The organism is Pseudomonas sp. B21-053, assembly GCF_026016365.1.
Lineage (GTDB): Bacteria > Pseudomonadota > Gammaproteobacteria > Pseudomonadales > Pseudomonadaceae > Aquipseudomonas > Aquipseudomonas nunensis.
The window spans coordinates 2,856,635-2,874,934 of record NZ_CP087205.1 but is presented as its reverse complement, the minus strand read 5'-3'; the positions used below and the strand labels follow the sequence as shown (position 1 = coordinate 2,874,934).

The 18,300-nt window shown below is 61.2% G+C and carries 17 protein-coding genes; 7 read left to right on the top strand and 10 right to left on the bottom strand.

Annotated features, from left to right (window positions below; genetic code table 11):
* Nucleotide 1: 1 nt before the first annotated feature.
* From LOY68_RS13315 to LOY68_RS13305, 3 genes are all read right to left on the bottom strand, one after another.
* A complete protein-coding gene (locus LOY68_RS13315; protein WP_265045064.1) occupies nucleotides 2-2,173 on the bottom strand; it encodes a xanthine dehydrogenase family protein molybdopterin-binding subunit in 2,172 nt (723 codons plus the stop codon).
* A gap of 9 nt (nucleotides 2,174-2,182) precedes the next feature.
* Nucleotides 2,183-2,638, bottom strand: a complete 456-nt coding sequence (locus LOY68_RS13310; protein WP_054615082.1) for a (2Fe-2S)-binding protein — start codon at nucleotides 2,636-2,638, stop codon at nucleotides 2,183-2,185.
* Between the two features lie 366 nt (nucleotides 2,639-3,004).
* Nucleotides 3,005-3,850: an oxidoreductase gene (locus LOY68_RS13305; RefSeq protein ID WP_265045062.1), complete on the bottom strand. Its 846-nt coding sequence runs from the start codon at nucleotides 3,848-3,850 to the stop codon at nucleotides 3,005-3,007.
* 115 nt (nucleotides 3,851-3,965) lie between these two features.
* Between LOY68_RS13305 and LOY68_RS13300 the strand changes: the two genes are divergently transcribed.
* On the top strand, nucleotides 3,966-4,895 hold the full coding sequence (locus LOY68_RS13300; RefSeq protein WP_265045060.1) for a LysR family transcriptional regulator: 930 nt from the start codon (nucleotides 3,966-3,968) through the stop codon (nucleotides 4,893-4,895).
* Here the strand turns inward: LOY68_RS13300 and LOY68_RS13295 are convergent.
* Both LOY68_RS13295 and LOY68_RS13290 read right to left on the bottom strand, forming a co-directional pair.
* A complete protein-coding gene (locus tag LOY68_RS13295; protein ID WP_265045058.1) occupies nucleotides 4,879-6,129 on the bottom strand; it encodes an NnrS family protein in 1,251 nt (416 codons plus the stop codon). The genes LOY68_RS13300 and LOY68_RS13295 overlap by 17 nt on opposite strands.
* A complete protein-coding gene (locus LOY68_RS13290) occupies nucleotides 6,129-6,377 on the bottom strand; it encodes a transmembrane sensor/regulator PpyR (protein WP_265045057.1) in 249 nt (82 codons plus the stop codon). The genes LOY68_RS13295 and LOY68_RS13290 overlap by 1 nt, the downstream gene beginning before the upstream one ends.
* A gap of 293 nt (nucleotides 6,378-6,670) precedes the next feature.
* Between LOY68_RS13290 and LOY68_RS13285 the strand changes: the two genes are divergently transcribed.
* The 3 genes from LOY68_RS13285 to LOY68_RS13275 are packed head-to-tail and all read left to right on the top strand — an operon-like array spanning nucleotide 6,671 to nucleotide 10,605.
* The gene (locus LOY68_RS13285) at nucleotides 6,671-7,195 is read left to right on the top strand and encodes a sigma-70 family RNA polymerase sigma factor (protein ID WP_265045056.1); all 525 of its coding nucleotides are present in this window, start codon (nucleotides 6,671-6,673) and stop codon (nucleotides 7,193-7,195) included.
* Nucleotides 7,196-7,198: 3 nt separating this feature from the next.
* The gene (locus LOY68_RS13280) at nucleotides 7,199-8,182 is read left to right on the top strand and encodes a FecR domain-containing protein (protein ID WP_265045054.1); all 984 of its coding nucleotides are present in this window, start codon (nucleotides 7,199-7,201) and stop codon (nucleotides 8,180-8,182) included.
* Nucleotides 8,183-8,217: 35 nt separating this feature from the next.
* On the top strand, nucleotides 8,218-10,605 hold the full coding sequence (locus LOY68_RS13275) for a TonB-dependent siderophore receptor (RefSeq protein WP_265045052.1): 2,388 nt from the start codon (nucleotides 8,218-8,220) through the stop codon (nucleotides 10,603-10,605).
* A gap of 9 nt (nucleotides 10,606-10,614) precedes the next feature.
* Here the strand turns inward: LOY68_RS13275 and LOY68_RS13270 are convergent, their stop codons facing one another.
* Entirely contained in the window at nucleotides 10,615-11,973 is a 1,359-nt protein-coding gene (locus tag LOY68_RS13270) for an XAC2610-related protein (RefSeq protein WP_265045051.1), read from the bottom strand.
* Between the two features lie 149 nt (nucleotides 11,974-12,122).
* Between LOY68_RS13270 and LOY68_RS13265 the strand changes: the two genes are divergently transcribed.
* Both LOY68_RS13265 and LOY68_RS13260 read left to right on the top strand, forming a co-directional pair.
* The gene (locus LOY68_RS13265; RefSeq protein ID WP_265045049.1) at nucleotides 12,123-12,620 is read left to right on the top strand and encodes a VOC family protein; all 498 of its coding nucleotides are present in this window, start codon (nucleotides 12,123-12,125) and stop codon (nucleotides 12,618-12,620) included.
* Nucleotides 12,621-12,654: 34 nt separating this feature from the next.
* Nucleotides 12,655-13,488, top strand: a complete 834-nt coding sequence (locus LOY68_RS13260; RefSeq protein ID WP_265045047.1) for an AraC family transcriptional regulator — start codon at nucleotides 12,655-12,657, stop codon at nucleotides 13,486-13,488.
* 37 nt (nucleotides 13,489-13,525) lie between these two features.
* Here the strand turns inward: LOY68_RS13260 and LOY68_RS13255 are convergent, their stop codons facing one another.
* From LOY68_RS13255 to LOY68_RS13240, 4 genes are all read right to left on the bottom strand, one after another.
* Nucleotides 13,526-14,113: a LysE family translocator gene (locus LOY68_RS13255; RefSeq protein ID WP_265045046.1), complete on the bottom strand. Its 588-nt coding sequence runs from the start codon at nucleotides 14,111-14,113 to the stop codon at nucleotides 13,526-13,528.
* Between the two features lie 82 nt (nucleotides 14,114-14,195).
* A complete protein-coding gene (locus LOY68_RS13250; RefSeq protein WP_163909739.1) occupies nucleotides 14,196-15,704 on the bottom strand; it encodes a tripartite tricarboxylate transporter permease in 1,509 nt (502 codons plus the stop codon).
* Nucleotides 15,705-15,728: 24 nt separating this feature from the next.
* Entirely contained in the window at nucleotides 15,729-16,223 is a 495-nt protein-coding gene (locus LOY68_RS13245) for a tripartite tricarboxylate transporter TctB family protein (RefSeq protein WP_265045777.1), read from the bottom strand.
* Nucleotides 16,224-16,225: 2 nt separating this feature from the next.
* Nucleotides 16,226-17,182: a Bug family tripartite tricarboxylate transporter substrate binding protein gene (locus LOY68_RS13240; protein WP_265045044.1), complete on the bottom strand. Its 957-nt coding sequence runs from the start codon at nucleotides 17,180-17,182 to the stop codon at nucleotides 16,226-16,228.
* Between the two features lie 391 nt (nucleotides 17,183-17,573).
* Between LOY68_RS13240 and LOY68_RS13235 the strand changes: the two genes are divergently transcribed.
* Nucleotides 17,574-18,197: a TetR/AcrR family transcriptional regulator gene (locus tag LOY68_RS13235; protein ID WP_265045042.1), complete on the top strand. Its 624-nt coding sequence runs from the start codon at nucleotides 17,574-17,576 to the stop codon at nucleotides 18,195-18,197.
* Nucleotides 18,198-18,300: the final 103 nt, after the last annotated feature.

Here is an 18,300-nt window from a genome sequence, read left to right as displayed (position 1 = left end):
GTCACACTCCCGACAATTGCAACGGCAGTTCGCGCAGACGCTGCCCGGTCAGGGCGAACACCGCGTTGGCCACCGCTGGCGCCACGGGCGGCACACCGGCCTCGCCGATGCCGCCGGGTTTGTCGGTGCTGGGCACGATGTGCACCTCCACCACCGGCATTTCGTTGAGCCGCAGCACCTGATAATCGTGGTAATTGGACTGCACCACCTGGCCGTCCTTGAGCGTCAGCTTGCTGTGCAGCGCAAACCCTAGGCCGAAGGTGACGCAGGATTCCATCTGCGCAGCGATGCTCTGCGGGTTGACCGCGATGCCGCAATCCACCGCGCACACCACCCGATGCACGCGAATTTTCAGGTTGTCTTCGGACACTTCGGCGACATGCGCGACATAGCTGCCGAACGACTCATGCACCGCCACACCCAGGGCGTGACCGTCAGGCAACGGCGCGCTCCAGTTGGCCTTCTCCACCGCCAGATTCAGCACACCCAAATGTCGTGGATGATCCTTGAGCAAGGTTCGTCGGTATTCCACCGGGTCCTTGCCGGTCGCATCGGCCAGTTCGTCGATCAGCGATTCCATGACAAACGCGTTGTGACTGTGCCCCACCGAACGCAGCCAAAGCACGCTGATGCCGGTTTTCGGTGAATGCAGTTCGACCTGATGATTGGCCAGCCCTTCGATATAAGGACTGTCGGCCACACCTTCGACCGAGGTTTTATCGACGCCGTCCTTGACCATAGTTGCGGCAAACGCGGTGCCGTCCATGATCGACTGCCCAACCATCACATGCTTCCAGGCCAGCGGCATGCCGTCAGCATCCAGGCCAATGTTCGCCTGATGGAGGAACATCGAACGGTAGTAGCCGCCGCGAATGTCGTCCTCTCGCGACCACACGGTTTTCACCGGCATGCCCGCCGCCTTGGCCACTTGCACGGCTTCGGCGACAAAATCCGAGGTCGGATTGGCCCGACGACCGAAGCCGCCACCGAGGAATTCGGTGTGGATTTCCACCTGTTCAGGTTTGAGCCCGGTGATCTGGCCCGCGACCATTTGATCGAGGGTCTGGAACTGGGTGCCGGTCCAGATTTCGCATTTGTCCGAGCTGATTTTCACCGTGCAGTTGAGCGGTTCCATCGGCGCGTGGGCCAGGTACGGCACGCTGTATTCGACGTCGATGGATTTCGCCGCTTTCTTCAGCGTGGCCGCGGTATCACCGGCCTGACTGGCCGGCATGCCAGGGGTGGCGGCGAGTTGGCGGAAGCTTTCCAGCAGTTTGACGCTGTCGAGCCCGCTGTTCGGCCCCAGGTCCCAGTCGATTTTCAGCGCATCGCGGCCCAGTTTTGCCGCCCAGTAATGATCGGCAATCACCGCCACGCCCGTGGGCACTTGCACCACTTTGTGCACGCCCGGCACCGCCAATGCCTCGGCGCCTTCGAAGGATTTGACGCTGCCGCCGAACACCGGCGGCCGCGCGACCATCGCGGTCATCAAGCCGTCGAACTGCACGTCCATGCCGAACTTGGCGCGGCCGGTGATTTTCTCCGGCGTGTCGAGGCGCGGAGTCGGTTTGCCGATGATCTTCCAGTCCTTGGCTTCCTTGAGCTTGATCGAGGCCGGATCCGGCACCGGCAGCTTGCCGGCGTCATCCGCCAGTTCACCGTAGGTCGCGCGTTTGTCGCCGGCAATCACCACGCCCGACTCGGTGCGAATCTCCGACGGGGCGACGTTGAAGCGCTTGGCAGCGGCGTCGATCAGCATCAAGCGTGCAGCGGCACCGGCCTGGCGATAGCGGTCGAACTCCATCCAGGTCGAGGTCGAGCCGCCAGTAATCTGCATGCCGCCGAACCCGGCCAAACCGTAATCCTTGGCTGATGCGGGAGAATGTTCGACGCGGATTTTCGACCAGTCGGCGTCCAGTTCTTCAGCGATCAGCATGGTCAGGCCGGTCCAGATGCCCTGGCCCATTTCCGAGTGGCCGAGCAGCATGGTGACGCTGTTGTCATTGGCGATGCGCAGGAAGGCATTGGGCGCGAAGACATTGCCCTGGTTCTCGGCGCCCATGGCAAAGCGATGAGCACCGGGGATGACAAACGCCACCACCAGACCACCGCCGAGCACCGCGCTGCCCTTGAGAAAACCGCGACGTGATACGGGATTGTTGATGCTGTTCATGACATGGCCTCAACCGATCTCGGCGGCGCGTTTGACCGCTGCGCGAATCCTTGGATAAGTGCCGCAGCGGCAGATATTGCCGGAGAGCGCCTGGTCGATGTCGCTGTCGGTGGGCTTGGGAATCTTCGCCAGCAACGCGGCGGCAGACATGATCTGCCCCGACTGGCAGTAACCGCACTGCACCACGTCGAGTTCGGCCCAGGCTTGTTGCACCGGATGCGAACCGTCGGTGGACAGGCCTTCGATGGTGAGGATTTTTTGCCCATGGGCCACGGCGGTGGCCGGGGTGATGCAGGAGCGTAGCGGCGCACCGTCGACATGCACGGTGCACGCACCGCACTGGGCCATGCCGCAACCGAACTTGGTCCCGGTCAGGTGCGCGACATCGCGCAGGACCCACAGCAGCGGCATGTCTGCGGGGACATCCAGCGCCTGGTCCTTGCCATTGATATTCAGGGTCAGCATTGCCAATTTCCTCAGACTCACGGTGTTCTGAAGGGGCGCCGCTGAAGCGGCGTCGTTTTATTTTCTTGTAGGAGCCAGGCTTGCCGGCGAAGGCGTCAGGTCTGGTAAACCGCGTTATCGTTTATCGCGAGCAAGCTTTGCTCCTACCGGGTCGGCGGGGGTACGCGCGCCTCGGGTTATCCATACAGCTAAGCGCAGATTGACCTGCCGGCCAGCTTCTGCGACCGCCGGTCACATCCCCTGGCTGTCGAAGATCCCTTGTGGGAGCGGGCTTGCTCGCGAAAGAGGCGTGTCAGGCAACATAGATGTTGAATGTTAAGCCGCCTTCGCGAGCAAGCCCGCTCCCACAGGGATTGGGGTAAGGGTTTAGAAATCAGTGGATTGTGACAGCGTGCGCCAGGTGTTCAGCTCTTCGCTGACGAACGCATTCTTGGCCTCGATGTAACGCACCGAATCGGTCCCCAGCGGCAGGCGCAGCGGCGGGTTTTTGGCTTCGACCAGGGTGATCATCGCCAAGGCCAGTTTCTCCGGGTCGCCGGGTTGTTGCTGGTTGACGGCCTTGGCCAGTTTGCGCACTTCGCCCGCCGTCGGGGCGTAGTCGGCGATGGTTTCAGGGGATTCGACCAGGGAATTGGTGTCGAGGAAATCGGTGCGGAAGTAGCCCGGTTCGACCACGGTGACGTTCACACCCAGCGGTGCCAGTTCGCCGTGCAGCGCTTCGCTCAGGGCTTCGACGGCAAATTTGGTCGAGCAATACACGCCATAACCCGGCGCCGACTGATAGCCGCCCACCGAAGAAATGTTGATCACATGACCGCTGCGGGCGGCGCGCATGTACGGCAGCACACCGCGAGTGACATTCAGCAGGCCGAAGACGTTGGTTTCGTAGAGCCGCTTGATTTCATCACTGCTCGCCTCCTCCACCGCGCCGAGCAAACCGAAACCGGCGTTGTTGACCAGCACGTCGATGCGCCCGAAATGTTCGATGGCGGCCTTGGCCACGGCGGCGCCCTGGGCTTCGTTGGTGACGTCGAGAGTCGCGGCCAGCAAGCCCGATTGATCGCCGAAACGCTGGACGATGGTGCTCGCATCGCGGGCCGTGGCGACCACCGCATCACCGTTGGCCAGGGCAGCGGCGACGATTTTTGCGCCGATGCCACGGGAAGCGCCGGTGACCAGCCAGACACGTTTGAAAGCGTTGGAAGTGCTCATGATCAATACCTTGTGTGGGTTGGGGATGTGCCCAAGGTACGCCGCAAGATTGGTGGGAAAAATGCCCTCGTGTTACAAGCACTATGAAACGCTGTTTCATAATGGAGCTTTTTCCATGAATCATGATCCGTTCGACGGCTTGACCGAATTCCTCGCGGTGGCCGAACACAAAAGCTTCACCCTCGCCGCCACTCGCCTGGCCGTCACGCCCACGGCGGTCAGCCATGCGATCAAGTTGCTGGAGCGGCGCACTGGCGTGCTGTTGTTCCAGCGCACCACTCGCCGCGTCGCGCTGACCGAGGCCGGCGCCAGCCTGTTCAGCCGTTTGCGCCCGGCAGCCAGTGAAATCGATGAAGCGCTGGCGGTGCTCAGCGGGTTTCGCGATCAGCCGATGGGCACCCTGCGCATCACTGCGCCACGCCTGTCCGGCGCGTTGCTGATCGAACCGTTGATGCCGCTGTTTCGCCAGGCGCACCCGCAAGTCACCCTGGATATTTCCCTCGACGACGCCACCGTGGATTTGATGACGGGTGGTTTCGATGCCGGGATCAGGTTGGGTGAGTCCATCGAGAAAGACATGGTCGCCGTGCGCCTGACGCCTGACCTGCAATGGTCGGTGGTGGGCTCACCGGCATATTTCGCCAGGGCCGGACAACCCGCCACGCCCGAAGCGCTGACCGGGCACGAATGCATCGGCTTTCGCTTTTCGACCTCGGGCAATGCCCATCGCTGGGAGTTTCGTCGCGAGGGTCGCGACTTTACCGTCGGCGTCGCGGGTGGCGTGATCGTCAACGACCGCAAGTTGCTGGTGGCTGCGGCCCGGGATGGCTTGGGCCTGGCGTATGCCTGCGACCTGGAGATCGCCGACGAGTTGGCCGATGGGCGCTTGCAAAAGGTGCTGCAAGCGTTTGTGCCGCTGAGTTCGGGGCTGTACCTGTACTTCCCCAGTCGCACCCAGACGCAACCGAAACTGCGCGCCTTTATCGACATGGCGACCCGCTGGATCGCCGAACGCGGCGGCCTCGGCGCTAAACCCTCGGTTTGAGCAGGATGCCGGTATACCGCGTCAGAAACAGCCCGAACGCCGCACACCAGAGCAGCGCCGACAGCCCCAATCCAGTAGCGGAAAACGGCACCAGCAACACCCGGCACACACCGGCGAGCAGCAGCAAGGCAAAGCCCAGCACCATCGCTTTCGAGGGCTGCAGCAAGCGGCCGGTATGCCCCAGGCTGACCCGGGCAATCATCGCCAGGATCAGTCCGCCAATCCCGCCGACCGCCAGCGAATGAGTGGCCAGGCTCTGTTGTGGCATCAGCCCCAAATGCCATAGCGCCATGGCCAGTGTGGCAATCACCACCCAGGCGTAAGCCAGGTACAGCGACCACAACAGCGGCACTCGCCAAATGCCCCGGTCGTGCCAGCGCCACAACCGCAGCAGATGCACCGCGCCGAGCATCAGGAACAACGCGGCCAGCCACCGTTTGGGCGTGTCATTCAAGCCAGCGGCAAACGACACCGCAGCCAGCAATCCGCCCAGCAGCAATACTTTGGTGGTCAGCGGAGAAGCCGGTGCCGCAGCGGGCCGATTCAAGCCACGCTGAATGAAGAATGGAATCACCCGCCCGCCAATCACGCTCATCAGCGCCGCCACCAGCCACAACGCGGCCAGCACGCCATGCCGTTGCAATCCAGTGTCATCGGCCACGAAGCCCCACAAGGTCATCGCCTGACAGCCTGCCAGCAGCGTGATCATCAGCAGAATCGGATAGTTGTCGCGGTTGCCCGCCGCCACCAGATCCCGCCCCAGGCACCAGGCCAGCAACGGCAGAAACGGCAGTTGCAGGGCAATCAACAGCGTCGGGCTGATCGGCAGCAGCCAGGCCAGTCGTGCCAGCAGCCACACCAGCACCAGGCCGATCAAGGGCCAGCCTTGGAGGCCCGGACGCCCGGTCCAGTTCGGCACCGCCGTCAGCAGAAAACCGGCGATGATCGCCGTGGCGAAACCGAAGGGCATTTCATGCCGATGCCAGGCCAGCATCCCGCCGATCGGTTGCGCACCGGGTAATCGGCCGTACAACCACAGCGCCCAGATCGCCACCGCGAGCACGGCAAACCCGGCACCGACAAGGAAAAACGGGCGAAAGCCAAGGCTGAAAACGGCCGCCCTTGTGGGAGCGAGCTTGCTCGCGATGACGGTTGCGGCCTTAACACTTTTGTCGCCTGCCCGTCCGCTATCGCGAGCAAGCTCGCTCCCACCGGTTGTGTTGGGCTTGTGCATCAAGCCACCACACCGACGTGGTGAGTTGCCAGCCGATGCTGGGCCAGCAACCGCATCACGTAGCCGATTTTGAGCAGGGTTGGCCCGATGATGGTCATGGCGTGCATCGACACCAGCGCCACGATGGGCAAGTGACCGTTGTAGAGGTAAGCGCCGTAGATGCCGATCAAAAGCAGCGCCAAGCCAGCGCCCAACACTTTGCTCGACAGGTGCAGAACGTTCTGGGGATTGCTGAAGAAATCGAACATTTTTCCGTACTCCCGAAGCTGTTCAGTTGTACGAGAGTTAATCCAAAAGCCATGCCAGGATTTATAGGACGGTAAATCAATAGGTTGGCGATAACGCAGTCAATATGACTCGACCCTGAAATGGTCTTAATGACCCAGAACAAAGTCATATTGACTACATTACAAACAATCACCCCGCTCACCTGCCTAAAAGCAAACCAATATCATTTGCGCACACACAGGCCATTTGGTTTAATCGCGACCAATTCTTATTTGCACCGAAGGCGCCGGTCGCCCATGGACAAGTGCTCACGATGACGGTCGCCGATCTCTCCAGCGTTCAGAACCTCTATCTCTCGCACCATCGCTGGTTGCATGAGCTGCTGCGCCGACGCTTGAATAACGCTTTCGATGCGGCTGACCTGGCCCATGACACGTTTATCCGGGTGCTCAAGCGTCCGCTGACGTTCGACTGCGAAACCCGTGAGCGCTCCTACCTGGCGACCATCGCCCGGGGCTTGTGCATCGATCACTGGCGCCGCCGTCAACTCGAACAAGCCTGGCTCGACACCCTCGCCGCGCGGCCCCAGGCGGTTCATCCATCGCCGGAGCAACGGGCGATCATCGTCGAGACCCTGTATGAAGTGGACGCCATGCTGCAACGGCTGCCGCAGCGGGTGCGCGATGCGTTCATCCTCGCCCGGCTGCACGGCCTGCCCTACCGCGCCATTGCCGAGGAAATCGGTGTGTGCGAACGCATGGTCAAGAAGTACCTGGCCCAGGCGTTGATGCATTGCGCGATCCTGGAGGCCGAACTCGACGGCCTGCTGATCGAGTAACCCATGCCTCGCACTTCCCCGAACAGCATCAGCCACGCCAGCCTCGAACAGGCGGCCCAATGGTATGTGCAATTGCACGATCAGCAGGCCGGCGAACCGGAACGCGAACGCTGGCAAGCCTGGCTGGCGCAAAGTGGCGATCATCAGCAAGCCTGGCGCTACGTCGAGCGCGTCGGCCAACGCTTCGCCGCCCTGCAGGATGACCAGCCGCAAGCCGCCAGCCATGTGTTGCGTAACACCGGTCGCTCACCAGTCAGTCGCCGGCAAACCCTCAAGAGCCTGTTTATTTTGGCCTCGGGCAGTTTGTTGGGCTGGGGCGCATGGCGGCAAACCTCATTGCCGGACACCTTCGGCCGCTGGACCGCCGACCTGTCCACCGGCACCGGCGAAACCCGGGAAAGCCTGCTCAGCGACGGTAGCCGGATCTGGCTGAATGCCCTGAGTGCGCTGAACGTACGCTTCGATGACGCGCAACGGTTGCTGTTGCTGCGTAGCGGCGAAGTGTTGATCGACACCGCCAAGGACAGTCGCCGGCCTTTCTTGGTGCGCACCGCCCAAGGCCAGATGCGCGCGCTGGGCACACGTTTCAGCGTGCGCCAGGAAGAACAGCGCACGTTGCTGAACGTGTACGAAGGCGCGGTCGAAGTCCGCACCTTGCACGGTCAGGTGCAAGTAATCGAAGCCGGCAAGCAACTGGCGTTCAGCGAAGACCAGATGCTGGCGACCTCACCTGCCGCTGCCGGACGCGAAGCCTGGCGTCGCGGGGTGTTGCTGGCGGATAACCTGCCGCTGGGGCAGTTGATCGAAGAGTTGAGTCGTTATCGACCGGGGCATCTGGCGTGCGATCCAGCAATTGCCGGGCTGCCGGTGATGGGTTCGTTCCCGCTCAAGGACACCGATCAGGCGTTGCGTTTGCTGGAAGCGGCGCTGCCGATCCGGGTGCAAAAGACCATGCCTTGGTGGGTCAGCGTCGGCCCGAAAGCGTGATTCGCCCGATGGCCTTTGCGCTGGCGGCAGGCCTGATGAGTCTTGCCCCTGGCATCGCTCCGGCCGCCAGTGAGCAGCCCGCCAGCCAGAAGCGTCATTACGCGATCGCCGCCGGTTCACTGGTCAGCGTGCTCAATCGCTTCGCCGAACAAGCGGGGATTTTCCTCGCCGGGCACAACGACCTTGCCAGCGGAAAACTCAGTCCGGGTTTGAGCGGCGACTTCACCGAACAACAAGCCTTGCAGCGCCTGCTACAGGGCAGCGGTCTGCAAGCGCAACCGCAGATCGGCGGCGGTTATGTACTGCAAACCACCCGTGGTCCGCTTGAACTGGATGCCACGAATATCGCAGCGCTCAGCCTCGGCGCCATCACCGAAGCCACCCACGCCTACACCACCGGTTCAACCTCGTCAGCCACCGGCCTGCCGCTGTCATTGCGCGAAACCCCGCAATCGGTCACGGTCATCACCCGCCAGCAAATGGACGATCAGGGCGGTACCAGCATCGCCGACGTCCTGCGTCGCGCCCCCGGCATCAGCGTGCAGAACTACGACAGCGAGCGCTGGGAGTTTTCCAGCCGTGGCCTGCCGATCACTAATTTCCAGTACGACGGGGTCAATACCGACTACGACGGCGTCTACGATTACGGCACCACCAGCACCGACATGGCGACCTACGATCGCGTCGAGATCATCAAGGGCGCCACCGGGCTGATGACCGGTTCGGGCGACCCGTCGGCCACCGTCAATCTGATCCGCAAACGCCCAACCGAGGCGTTCAAGGCTTCGGTCAGCGGCAGTGTCGGCTCCTGGGACAGCTATCGCAGCGAGGGCGATATTTCCGGTCCGCTGACCGACAGCGGCAACGTGCGCGGGCGCTTCGTCGGGGTTTATCAGGAGCGCAGCGCCCATGCCGATCACTATCAAAATACCAAGGACATCGCCTACGGCATCCTCGAAGCCGACCTGACGCCGGAGACCTTGCTGACCTTCGGTATCGATCAGCAAAACACCCGCTCCCGTGGCGCCAGCTGGACCGGTTTCCCGATGTTCAACAGCGACGGTTCACGCACGCATTTCTCGCGCTCGTTCAACCCGGCCACCGACTGGAGCCGTCGCGACTTCAACAACCAGACGCTGTTCGCTGCACTGGAACAGCAACTGGCCAACGACTGGACATTGAAAGCCAGCTACGACCGCAAACACCGCCAGCACGACACCTTTCTCGGCTCGGCCAGCGGCGGCAACCCGGACCCGGTCAGCGATGACGGCATGTTCATGTACATGGGCAAATTCAAGGGCGACGAGGTGCAGGACAACCTCGACGTCAACTTCAGCGGCCCGTTCAGCCTGTTCGGTCGCGAGCACCAGTTGATCGCCGGTTTCATGGCGATGAACACCCGCCAGGACATACCGGTGTTCGGCTCGATCTATCCGGCGCTGGATGGCAGCATCTTCGACTGGCGCGGCGAATTCCCGAAACCGGAGATCCCGCAAGTCGGCAGCGACGACATCGTCCAGCGCCAGACCGGCGCCTACCTGGCCACCCGCCTGAAGCCGACCGACGATCTGTCGCTGATCCTCGGCGGCCGGGTCAGTGACTTCAAGGGCAGCGACCACCTCGACTACCTCGACGCCAATACCCCGGATGTGCGCGACGGCTACCGGCAAACCGGCGTGATCACGCCCTACGCCGGGCTGGTTTACGACCTCGACGACACCTACTCGGTGTACACCAGCTACACCAACATTTATCAGCCGCAAATGAGCAAAGACGCCAATCGGCGATTGCTCGATCCCGTGGAAGGCGATGCTTACGAGGCCGGCATCAAGGCTGAGTATTTCGGCGGGCGGCTGAACGCCCGTTTGGCGATTTTCCACATCGAACAGGACAACCTCGCCGAATACGTCAGCGGCGTCGACACCGAGTCGATCTACCGCCCGGTGCAAGGCGCGACCACCAAGGGCTTCGAACTGGAACTGGCCGGCGAAGTGCAAGAAGGCTGGAAACTCTCGGCAGGCTACACCTACAACCACACCCGTGACGCTAAAGGCGATTACGTCTATGGCTCAGTGCTGCAAACCACCGCGCCGGCGCAAGTGGTGCGGGTGTTCAGCACCTATCGGCTGCCCGGTGCTTGGGAAAACCTTACGGTCGGCGGTGGGGTGAATTGGCAGAGTGAATTTTTCGGCAATGTGTTCCAGCCGAATCCCAACGATGGCGGCCAATACGCGCGCATCTCCCAGCAGAGTTATTACCTGGTGGACGTGATGGCGCGTTATCGCTTCAACGAGCATCTGAGCAGCACGCTCAATGTGAAGAACCTGTTCGACAAGACCTACTACACCGGACTCGGGAATTTCGGCACCGGATTTTATGGGGAGCCGCGGAGTTTGCAGCTCACTACCAAGTGGGATTTCTAGGGCTGCGCCTCAGCGGATTTTTACGTAGTTGCCGCCGTATTTCAGGTACTCACCGTAACCCGTCACGACCGCCGCGCCGTTGAACAACTGCAGGCGCAAGACCGGCCCACCCTGGGCGTCCAACACGATGGCCAGATTGCCCGCCTGCAACGTCGACTGATAATGGATTTCGCTCGGTGGATCCTTGAGCTGGGTGTAGTCGAGCCTGATATCGGCAGTCTCCGGTCCATTATCGATTCTCGGCAATATTTTCACCGAGAGCTCGCTGATTAGTCTCGCTTCGAAATTGGTCAGCCGGTACTCACCTTCACGCTGATTGTTGGCCACCCCTTCAAGTTTCTGCGGCGCAATCTTGAATTCGGCGAGACGCATTTTGGCGTTGAACTCGCGCTTGGCGCTACGCCAGGTGCCTGTGTAGTTACCCTGTTCGTCCGGTTCGTCTTTCAGGGACCAGTCGCCGGTGATCTGCCCGTCATCGTCCAATTCATGCAGCAACACACCGCGACCATAGACGGAGTCTCCGACCAGCCGGATCGGTTTGCCGCTACCGCTTTTTCCGTACCGCACTTCACCTATGTACACCTCGCCCTGGATTTGCCACCAGAGCTCGAACGCGATCTTGTCGTTAAGGGTGCCGCGAAACGTCAATGGCGGCTCGGCGTAGGGGCCCGCAAGTGTTTGGTGTTCGATCCACTGGCCGTCCTTGAGCTCGCGTTCGGTGACGTCCAGGTAGCCCGCTGGCATGTAGGGATTGGCTTGCGTCGGCGTCTGCATCGCTTCGATCTTTTCCGCGACCATGACCGGTTCATTTTTCTCGATCTGCCAAGTCGCAAACTGATGCCAGCAGCAGCCGCTTTTCGAGCTGGTGTGCAAGCGCTTGGCGACCGGATCAACGCCGAACATGCCCAATTGCCCGTCGCGGGTCAGGTCGGAGAAAGCCGGGGCAAACACCAGAGTCGGGCTCCCGGGGGCGGACAGGTAAATGTCATAGGAAGGCCCGCCATAACCGCCCTCGCTGCCGTTGCGTACAGCCAGATCCTGTTGTCCGTCGAAATTGAAGTCATCGAAAAACAGCAAGCTCTGTTCGCCATAGAGCGGGGCCTGGTTGATCTCCATCATTTGGCTGCCCGGTTTGTACGTGACAAACCCCTCGGGTGAATCAATGCGCTGCAACACCTGGCCACCGGTTTTGTCGCGCAAAGTGATCTGCGCGGGCGCGCCCTCATAGCTTTTAGCGGGCGGCTGCGCAAACACCACCTCAATCGCATATTTGTGCGCAGGATCAGTGAGGTGAAACGTCAACGGTTCGGCATTCACGCCCGTGCTGGCAAGCAGGCAGGCAACAGCCAATAAACGAGGGGTAAGCATGATGCTGAGCGTCCTTGCGGCAAAATCCGGGCGGCAAGTCTAACGACAAACGGTGCGGGCGGCGACTTGTCGATCTACGGCACGGCCAATCGACTACAGACTGACTACGCTGATAATCCAGCGTGATAACCCTGTAGAGGAGAACCGCCATGCAACGCGTGCAAAAACTTACACCCTGCCTGTGGTTCGACGATCAGGCTGAAGCCGCTGCCAAATTCTATTGCTCGATCTTCGATCACTCGAAAATCACCGCGACCACCCATTACGGCAAGGCCGGTTTCGAGTTTCATGGACGCCCGGAAGGTTCGGTGCTGACCGTGAGTTTCGAACTCGACGGCCAAAGCTTCACCGGGCTCAACGGTGGCCCGGTGTTCACGTTCAACGAAGCGGTGTCGTTCCAGGTCAATTGCTACACGCAAGACGAGGTCGACCATTTCTGGGGCGCGTTGTCCGCCGTTCCCGAGGCCGAGCAATGTGGCTGGGTGAAGGACAAGTTCGGGGTGTCGTGGCAGATCGTGCCGGTGGCACTGATGGAAATGCTCAAGGACCCTGACACGGTCAAATCCCAACGGGCCATGCAGGCGATGATGCAGATGAAAAAACTCGACATCGCCGAACTGCAACGCGCCTTTCATGGCGAGAGCTAATACACTCGTGCGCTGACCTGCGAGGACGCCGACGATGAAGCACACCGTGGCCAAACATGCCGACAAAGCCCCACGCTTCTGGCGCGACGACGCCCTGCCCTTCATCGAGGCCCGGGCCATCGCCGACGGGCGCGAGGTCTGCTATGCCCGGCACTCCCACGCGCACTTTTCCATCGGCGCGATCACCGCCGGGTGCAGCACGTACGTTCACGAGCAATCGGAATTCGCGGTGAGTGCCGGCACTGTGGTGCTGATGAATCCGGGCGATGTCCACGCCTGCAATCCCATCGACGACCAACCCTGGTCGTACCTGATGCTCTACGTAGAGACGCCATGGCTGACCGACTTGCAGCATCAACTGGGGTTCAGCCAGGACCAGGCATTCCGGCGGTTTTCCATCACTCATCTACGCGACGCCAGCCTGTTTGCCGGCCTGAAGGATCTGTACGCAGTGTTGATCGATGATCAGCAAGACGTGCTGCGCAAACACAGCGCGGCGCTGGAATTTTTCACCGACGTGCAGCAACGTCTTAACCCCATCGATCAGCCGCTGCGCGAGCCCAACTTCAAACTGGAACGGGCCGCCGAGTACATCCGCGACAACTGCACGCAGTTGCTCAAGCTGGAAGACATCTGCGAGGCGGCGCAGTTGTCGCCGTCCTACCTGATCCGCGCGTTCAAGCAGCACTTCGGCATGACGCCCCACGCCTTCCTGGTCAACCAGCGCATCCAGTTTGCCCGGGAGCGCCTGCGCAGCGGCCGGCTGATTGCCGATGTGGCGCTGGAAGCCGGGTTTGCCGATCAGGCGCACTTTCAGCGGGCGTTTAAACAGCATCTGGCGGCGACGCCGGGGCAGTATCGGGGGTAAGCAGGCTATCCCGGAAAACGCCCGGACGCCTTTAAATTTAGGCCCAGAGCAGATACCCCGCACACACCACCAGCAGCAACGCCATGGTCCGGTTGAAACACCGCAGGCCTTTGGCGTTGCTCAAATACCCGCGCAAGAACGTGCCGGCGTAGGCCCAGCAGCCTAGCGACAGGTAACAGATCACCAGATAAATCGCCGCGAATTGCCAGACCAGCCGAGCATCGCCGTCCGCGACAAACGCGCCCATGCCCGCGACACAGGCCAGCCAGGCCTTGGGGTTGAGCCATTGCATCAACGCGCCATAAAACATCGACGGGGCCTTGCCCGGTTGCCCGGCGCTCAACCGGCCATCGTCGACCGCCAGTTTCCAGGCCATGAACAACAGAAAAGCGACCCCGGCCAATTGCACTACCCGGGTCAACATCGGCCACAACTGCAACAACTCGTGCAGGCCCAGCCCCATCAGCACCAGCAACAGGACAAACCCCAGGGTCGCCCCCGCCACGTGCCGTTGACTGGCGCGAAAGCCGAACTGCGCGCCGGAACTCAACGCCACGATATTCACCGGGCCCGGGGTTATCGAGGCGGCCAGGGCAAACGCCGCCATGGAAATCATCAGACTCATCACAGACCTTCTTCAATTCAGTGGGAACGCTGCTCAAGGTAGAGAGCACCCGATCCCACGTATTGAAGAAAACTGCCCTGACTCAATCATCCTCATGCAATTTGATCCCGCGGGCATGCAGCAGATGCGGCACCACCAGCACTAGCAACGTCAATGCAAGGAACGCCGCCGAAATCGGCTGGGTGAGGAAAATCGTCCAGTCGCCTTCGCTGATGGACAGCGCGTTACGCAATTGCTTTTCGGCCATCGGCCCTAGCAGCATTCCGACGATCACCGGAGCCACCGGAAAATCGAACCGCCGCATCAACACCCCGCCCCAACCGATGGCCAGCATCAGCATCAAGTCGAAGGAAGAGTGGCGCATGCCGTACACGCCGATGGTGGCAAACACCAGGATTCCCGCATTCAGATAGGGCCGGGGGATTTGCAGCAACTTGACCCACAGGCCCACCAGCGGCAGGTTCAATACCAGCAGGATCACGTTGCCGATGTACAGCGACGCCACAAGCGTCCAGACCAATTCCCCAGAGGTCTGGAACAGCATCGGCCCCGGTTGCAGGTTGTAGTTCTGGAACGCCGCCAACAAGATTGCCGCCGTGGCCGAAGTGGGAATGCCGAGCGTCAGCAGCGGCACCAGCGAACCGGTCGCGCTCGCGTTGTTGGCGGCTTCCGGGCCGGCCACACCTTCAATCGCACCCTCGCCTTTGCTGCCGGCGAATTCTTTGGGGAATTTGCTCAGTTTGCGCTCGGCGGAATACGACAGGAACGTCGGAATTTCAGCGCCACCCGCCGGAATCGACCCAAAGGGAAAACCGATCAACGTGCCCCGCAACCACGCCGGGATCGAGCGCTTCCAGTCAGCGCGGGTCATCCACAACGAGGTCAAACGGTGCCGACCCGAGGCTTCTTCCTTTTGATACAGCAGGCTGTACAACGCTTCTCCCACCGCAAACAAACCAACCGCCACCAGCACCACTTCGATGCCATCCACCAGCTCCGGCACGCCCAAGGTGTAGCGGGCGATGCCAGAAGTTGCGTCGAGGCCGATCAAGCCCACCATCAGGCCAATCCCCAGCGAGGCAAAACCGCGCAGCATCGAAGCGCCAAGCACCGCCGACACCGTGGTGAAGGACAACACCAGAATCGCGAAGTATTCGGCGGGACCGAACTTCAGCGCCAAAGTGGCCACGAGGGGCGCAAACAGGGTCAGCAAGATAGTCGCGATGGTGCCGGCCACGAATGAGCCTATCGCCGCCGTCGCCAGCGCAGGCCCGGCCCGGCCGTTGCGGGCCATGAGGTTGCCTTCCAGCGCGGTGACCATCGACGATGATTCCCCCGGCGTATTCAGCAAAATCGATGTCGTCGAGCCGCCAAACTGCGCGCCGTAGTAAATCCCGGCGAACATGATCAGCGCCCCGGTCGGATCGACCTTGGCGGTGATCGGCAACAGCAACGCCACGGTCAGCGCCGGCCCGATACCGGGCAAGACGCCGATGGCAGTGCCGAGCAGACAGCCGATGAAACCCCACATCAGGTTGATCGGTGTCAGCGCCGCAGAAAAACCAACGGCCAGGCTTGAGAGAATGTCCACCGTGTTGACCTCCTTCGGCCCGGATCAGAGCCAGGCGTTGATAAGGGGCGGCAGGGAGACCCCAAGCCCGGCGTTGAACAGCCAGTAGATCGGCAGCGTCAGGGCAATGCCGATGGCGAGATCGCGCACCGGGCGGCGACTGCCAAAACCCCGCGCCGAACAGGCAAACAACAACCCGGCGGCGAGGACGAAGCCGATCAGGTCAATCAGCACGGCCACCGCCACCAGGCCTGCGGTGACCCACGCCGCACCGAGTTTGCCGCCGGGCAGTGCCTTGGCACTTTCGTCATCGTGATCGGCCAGTTCGCGGAAACCACCTGTGAGCGCCTGGTAACTCAGCAGCAGACCAACGACACCGAGAAACGCCGCCAACGCGTAGGGATAAACATGCGCGCCGAGGATCACGAAACCCATCTCCGCCGGAAAGCGAAACGCGCCGACCGCCAACAAGGCGCTGATGGCGATCACACCAGCGCCAATCGCCAGCTGCACCGGGACTATCTTGCGCGGCGCGGCCATTTTCAAAGCAGCCCGACCTTGACCAGCATCTCGTGCAGCCGCACGTGCTCTTCGTCGACAAACTTGCCGAATTCATCCCCGGTCAAAATGCTCGGCGACCACGCGTTGGTTTTGACATTGTCTTGCCAGACCTTGGTCTTGGCGGCGGCCACCACGGCGTCGGTGACTTCCTTGCGCTGCTCAGGGGTAAGATTTGCCGCGCCGTAGACACCGCGCCAGTTGCCGATGATCACGTCGTAGCCTTTCTCCTTGAGCGTCGGCGCATCGATGCCTTCAACGCGTTCCGGTGCGCCAATCGCGAGCACGCGGAACTGGCCGTTCTTGATGTACTGGCCCAACTCGGCATAGCCGCCGGTGATCACCTTGATCTGGCCACCCAGGACCTGGGCCACCACTTCCCCGCCACCGGCGAAGGCCACGTAATTGACCTTGTTCACCGGAATGTCCATTTTGCCGGCCAGATCGGCGATGCCGATATGATCGACCGAACCTTTGGAACCACCGCCCCAGGTGATGCTGGACGGTTTTTCCTTGAAGGCCTTGAGCAAGTCTTCCAGGCTCTTGAACTCGGACTCCTTGCGCACGGCAATCACGTTGTATTCGGTAAACAGCCGGGCAATCGGCGTGACGTCCTTCAAGGTGATTTGCGGTTTGTTCTGTTCAATCCCCGCGACCATGATCGCGCCGACCACCAGCAGCGCATTCGGATCGCCCTTGGTGCTGTTGGCAAACTGCGCCAACCCCAACGTTCCGCCCGCCCCGCCCTTGTTCTCGAAGGTCACGGATTTGGCGGTCTTGGCCTCGATCAGCGCCTTGCCCAAATCTCGGGCGGTCTGGTCATAACCGCCACCGACTGAGCCGGGGGCCATGAACTTGACGGTGTCGAGGGCGAAGGCCGGGGTGGCGGCAGCAATGGACAAGGCAATCGCGCAGGTGAGTCGACGGAATAAGGGCTGCATAGGTTGTCTCCCGATATTGTTGTTTTAGGGATGGGCGGTTTTATCTCGCTCAGGATCAGGCGCTGCTCACTGAACATGGGTCTGTGAACAAGCGTAGGTCATGGATCGGTTTTTTGGCGGGACACATGGACAAGTGTATGGCGACTTGTATCCATGGCTGTATAGGACAATTCCCCCGCCATCCGTGATAAAAAAAGGCTCTCGAATCAGTAGCCCCCATCATGGAGCTCGCCACCCCCACCCTGTTTGTCCTGGCCCGACCTGCAAATCCCCGTCAGCATCGAGATTCCTTTCGGCTAGCAAAACCTCACGGTGAAGTGGCCATACCTGGATGACACCGCCGATACTTACGAACATTCCTTGTTTAGGCGAGATAGAGGTGAATCAGGATATGAATTTGATCAGTGCTCCCGATCTACCTCGTAAACGTCCGGCCCAAGCGCGTTCCGTGGCGACGCTTGAGATCATTTATGAGGCGACGCTGCAAGTGTTGGTCAAGGAGGGACCTGCGCGCTGCAACACCACCCGAGTGGCCGAGCGTGCAGGCGTCTCGGTCGGCACCATCTATCAGTACTACCCCAATCGTCGGGCTCTGCTGGCGGGGGTGTTGGAGCGGCATCTCGAGTCGGTGGCGCAGGCCATCGAGCAAGCTTGTGCCACCGGCCACGGTGCGACCGCAGGCGAGATGGGCGCCGCGATAGCTAATGCGTTTCTAGATGCAAAACTATTACGCGCAGAGGCGTCCCGCGCGCTCTACACCATCAGCGAAAGCCATGGCGGGGTTGCCTTGGTCGCCATCGCACGTGAACGCATGTTGCGCGCAGTCTGCAGCGTACTCAGCAGCGCCAGCGATAAACGGTTTGCAAAAGTGGAGACGGTCGCTTTGGTGCTGCTGGGGGCAGTGGCCGGACCGGTGAGAGAGCTGCTCGAGCAGGATTACGATGATGTCGCCGTCGCCTCGGTACGCGAGCAACTGGTGAACCTCGCGAGCGGCTATTTGCAATCCTTCGCCTAGTGAGCGCGCCGGCGTGCTTTGGGCGAAATTTAGAATCTGAAAAAAATACCTTCTGTGGGGCGTCGAATTGGCCCCAAGTGCCGCAAATAGGGCATTCCATCAT

Excerpts from the sequence above, each read along its gene's own strand:
- LOY68_RS13245 (WP_265045777.1), bottom strand. The coding sequence starts at position 16,223 with ATGGCCGCGCCGCGCAAGATAGTCCCGGTGCAGCTGGCGATTGGCGCT.
- LOY68_RS13290 (WP_265045057.1), bottom strand. The coding sequence starts at position 6,377 with ATGTTCGATTTCTTCAGCAATCCCCAGAACGTTCTGCACCTGTCGAGC.
- LOY68_RS13295 (WP_265045058.1), bottom strand. The coding sequence starts at position 6,129 with ATGCACAAGCCCAACACAACCGGTGGGAGCGAGCTTGCTCGCGATAGC.
- LOY68_RS13255 (WP_265045046.1), bottom strand. The coding sequence starts at position 14,113 with ATGAGTCTGATGATTTCCATGGCGGCGTTTGCCCTGGCCGCCTCGATA.
- LOY68_RS13300 (WP_265045060.1), top strand. The coding sequence starts at position 3,966 with ATGAATCATGATCCGTTCGACGGCTTGACCGAATTCCTCGCGGTGGCC.
- LOY68_RS13315 (WP_265045064.1), bottom strand. The coding sequence starts at position 2,173 with ATGAACAGCATCAACAATCCCGTATCACGTCGCGGTTTTCTCAAGGGC.
- LOY68_RS13305 (WP_265045062.1), bottom strand. The coding sequence starts at position 3,850 with ATGAGCACTTCCAACGCTTTCAAACGTGTCTGGCTGGTCACCGGCGCT.
- LOY68_RS13285 (WP_265045056.1), top strand. The coding sequence starts at position 6,671 with ATGACGGTCGCCGATCTCTCCAGCGTTCAGAACCTCTATCTCTCGCAC.
- LOY68_RS13270 (WP_265045051.1), bottom strand. The coding sequence starts at position 11,973 with ATGCTTACCCCTCGTTTATTGGCTGTTGCCTGCCTGCTTGCCAGCACG.
- LOY68_RS13310 (WP_054615082.1), bottom strand. The coding sequence starts at position 2,638 with ATGCTGACCCTGAATATCAATGGCAAGGACCAGGCGCTGGATGTCCCC.
- LOY68_RS13235 (WP_265045042.1), top strand. The coding sequence starts at position 17,574 with ATGAATTTGATCAGTGCTCCCGATCTACCTCGTAAACGTCCGGCCCAA.
- LOY68_RS13240 (WP_265045044.1), bottom strand. The coding sequence starts at position 17,182 with ATGCAGCCCTTATTCCGTCGACTCACCTGCGCGATTGCCTTGTCCATT.
- LOY68_RS13280 (WP_265045054.1), top strand. The coding sequence starts at position 7,199 with ATGCCTCGCACTTCCCCGAACAGCATCAGCCACGCCAGCCTCGAACAG.
- LOY68_RS13260 (WP_265045047.1), top strand. The coding sequence starts at position 12,655 with ATGAAGCACACCGTGGCCAAACATGCCGACAAAGCCCCACGCTTCTGG.
- LOY68_RS13265 (WP_265045049.1), top strand. The coding sequence starts at position 12,123 with ATGCAACGCGTGCAAAAACTTACACCCTGCCTGTGGTTCGACGATCAG.
- LOY68_RS13275 (WP_265045052.1), top strand. The coding sequence starts at position 8,218 with ATGAGTCTTGCCCCTGGCATCGCTCCGGCCGCCAGTGAGCAGCCCGCC.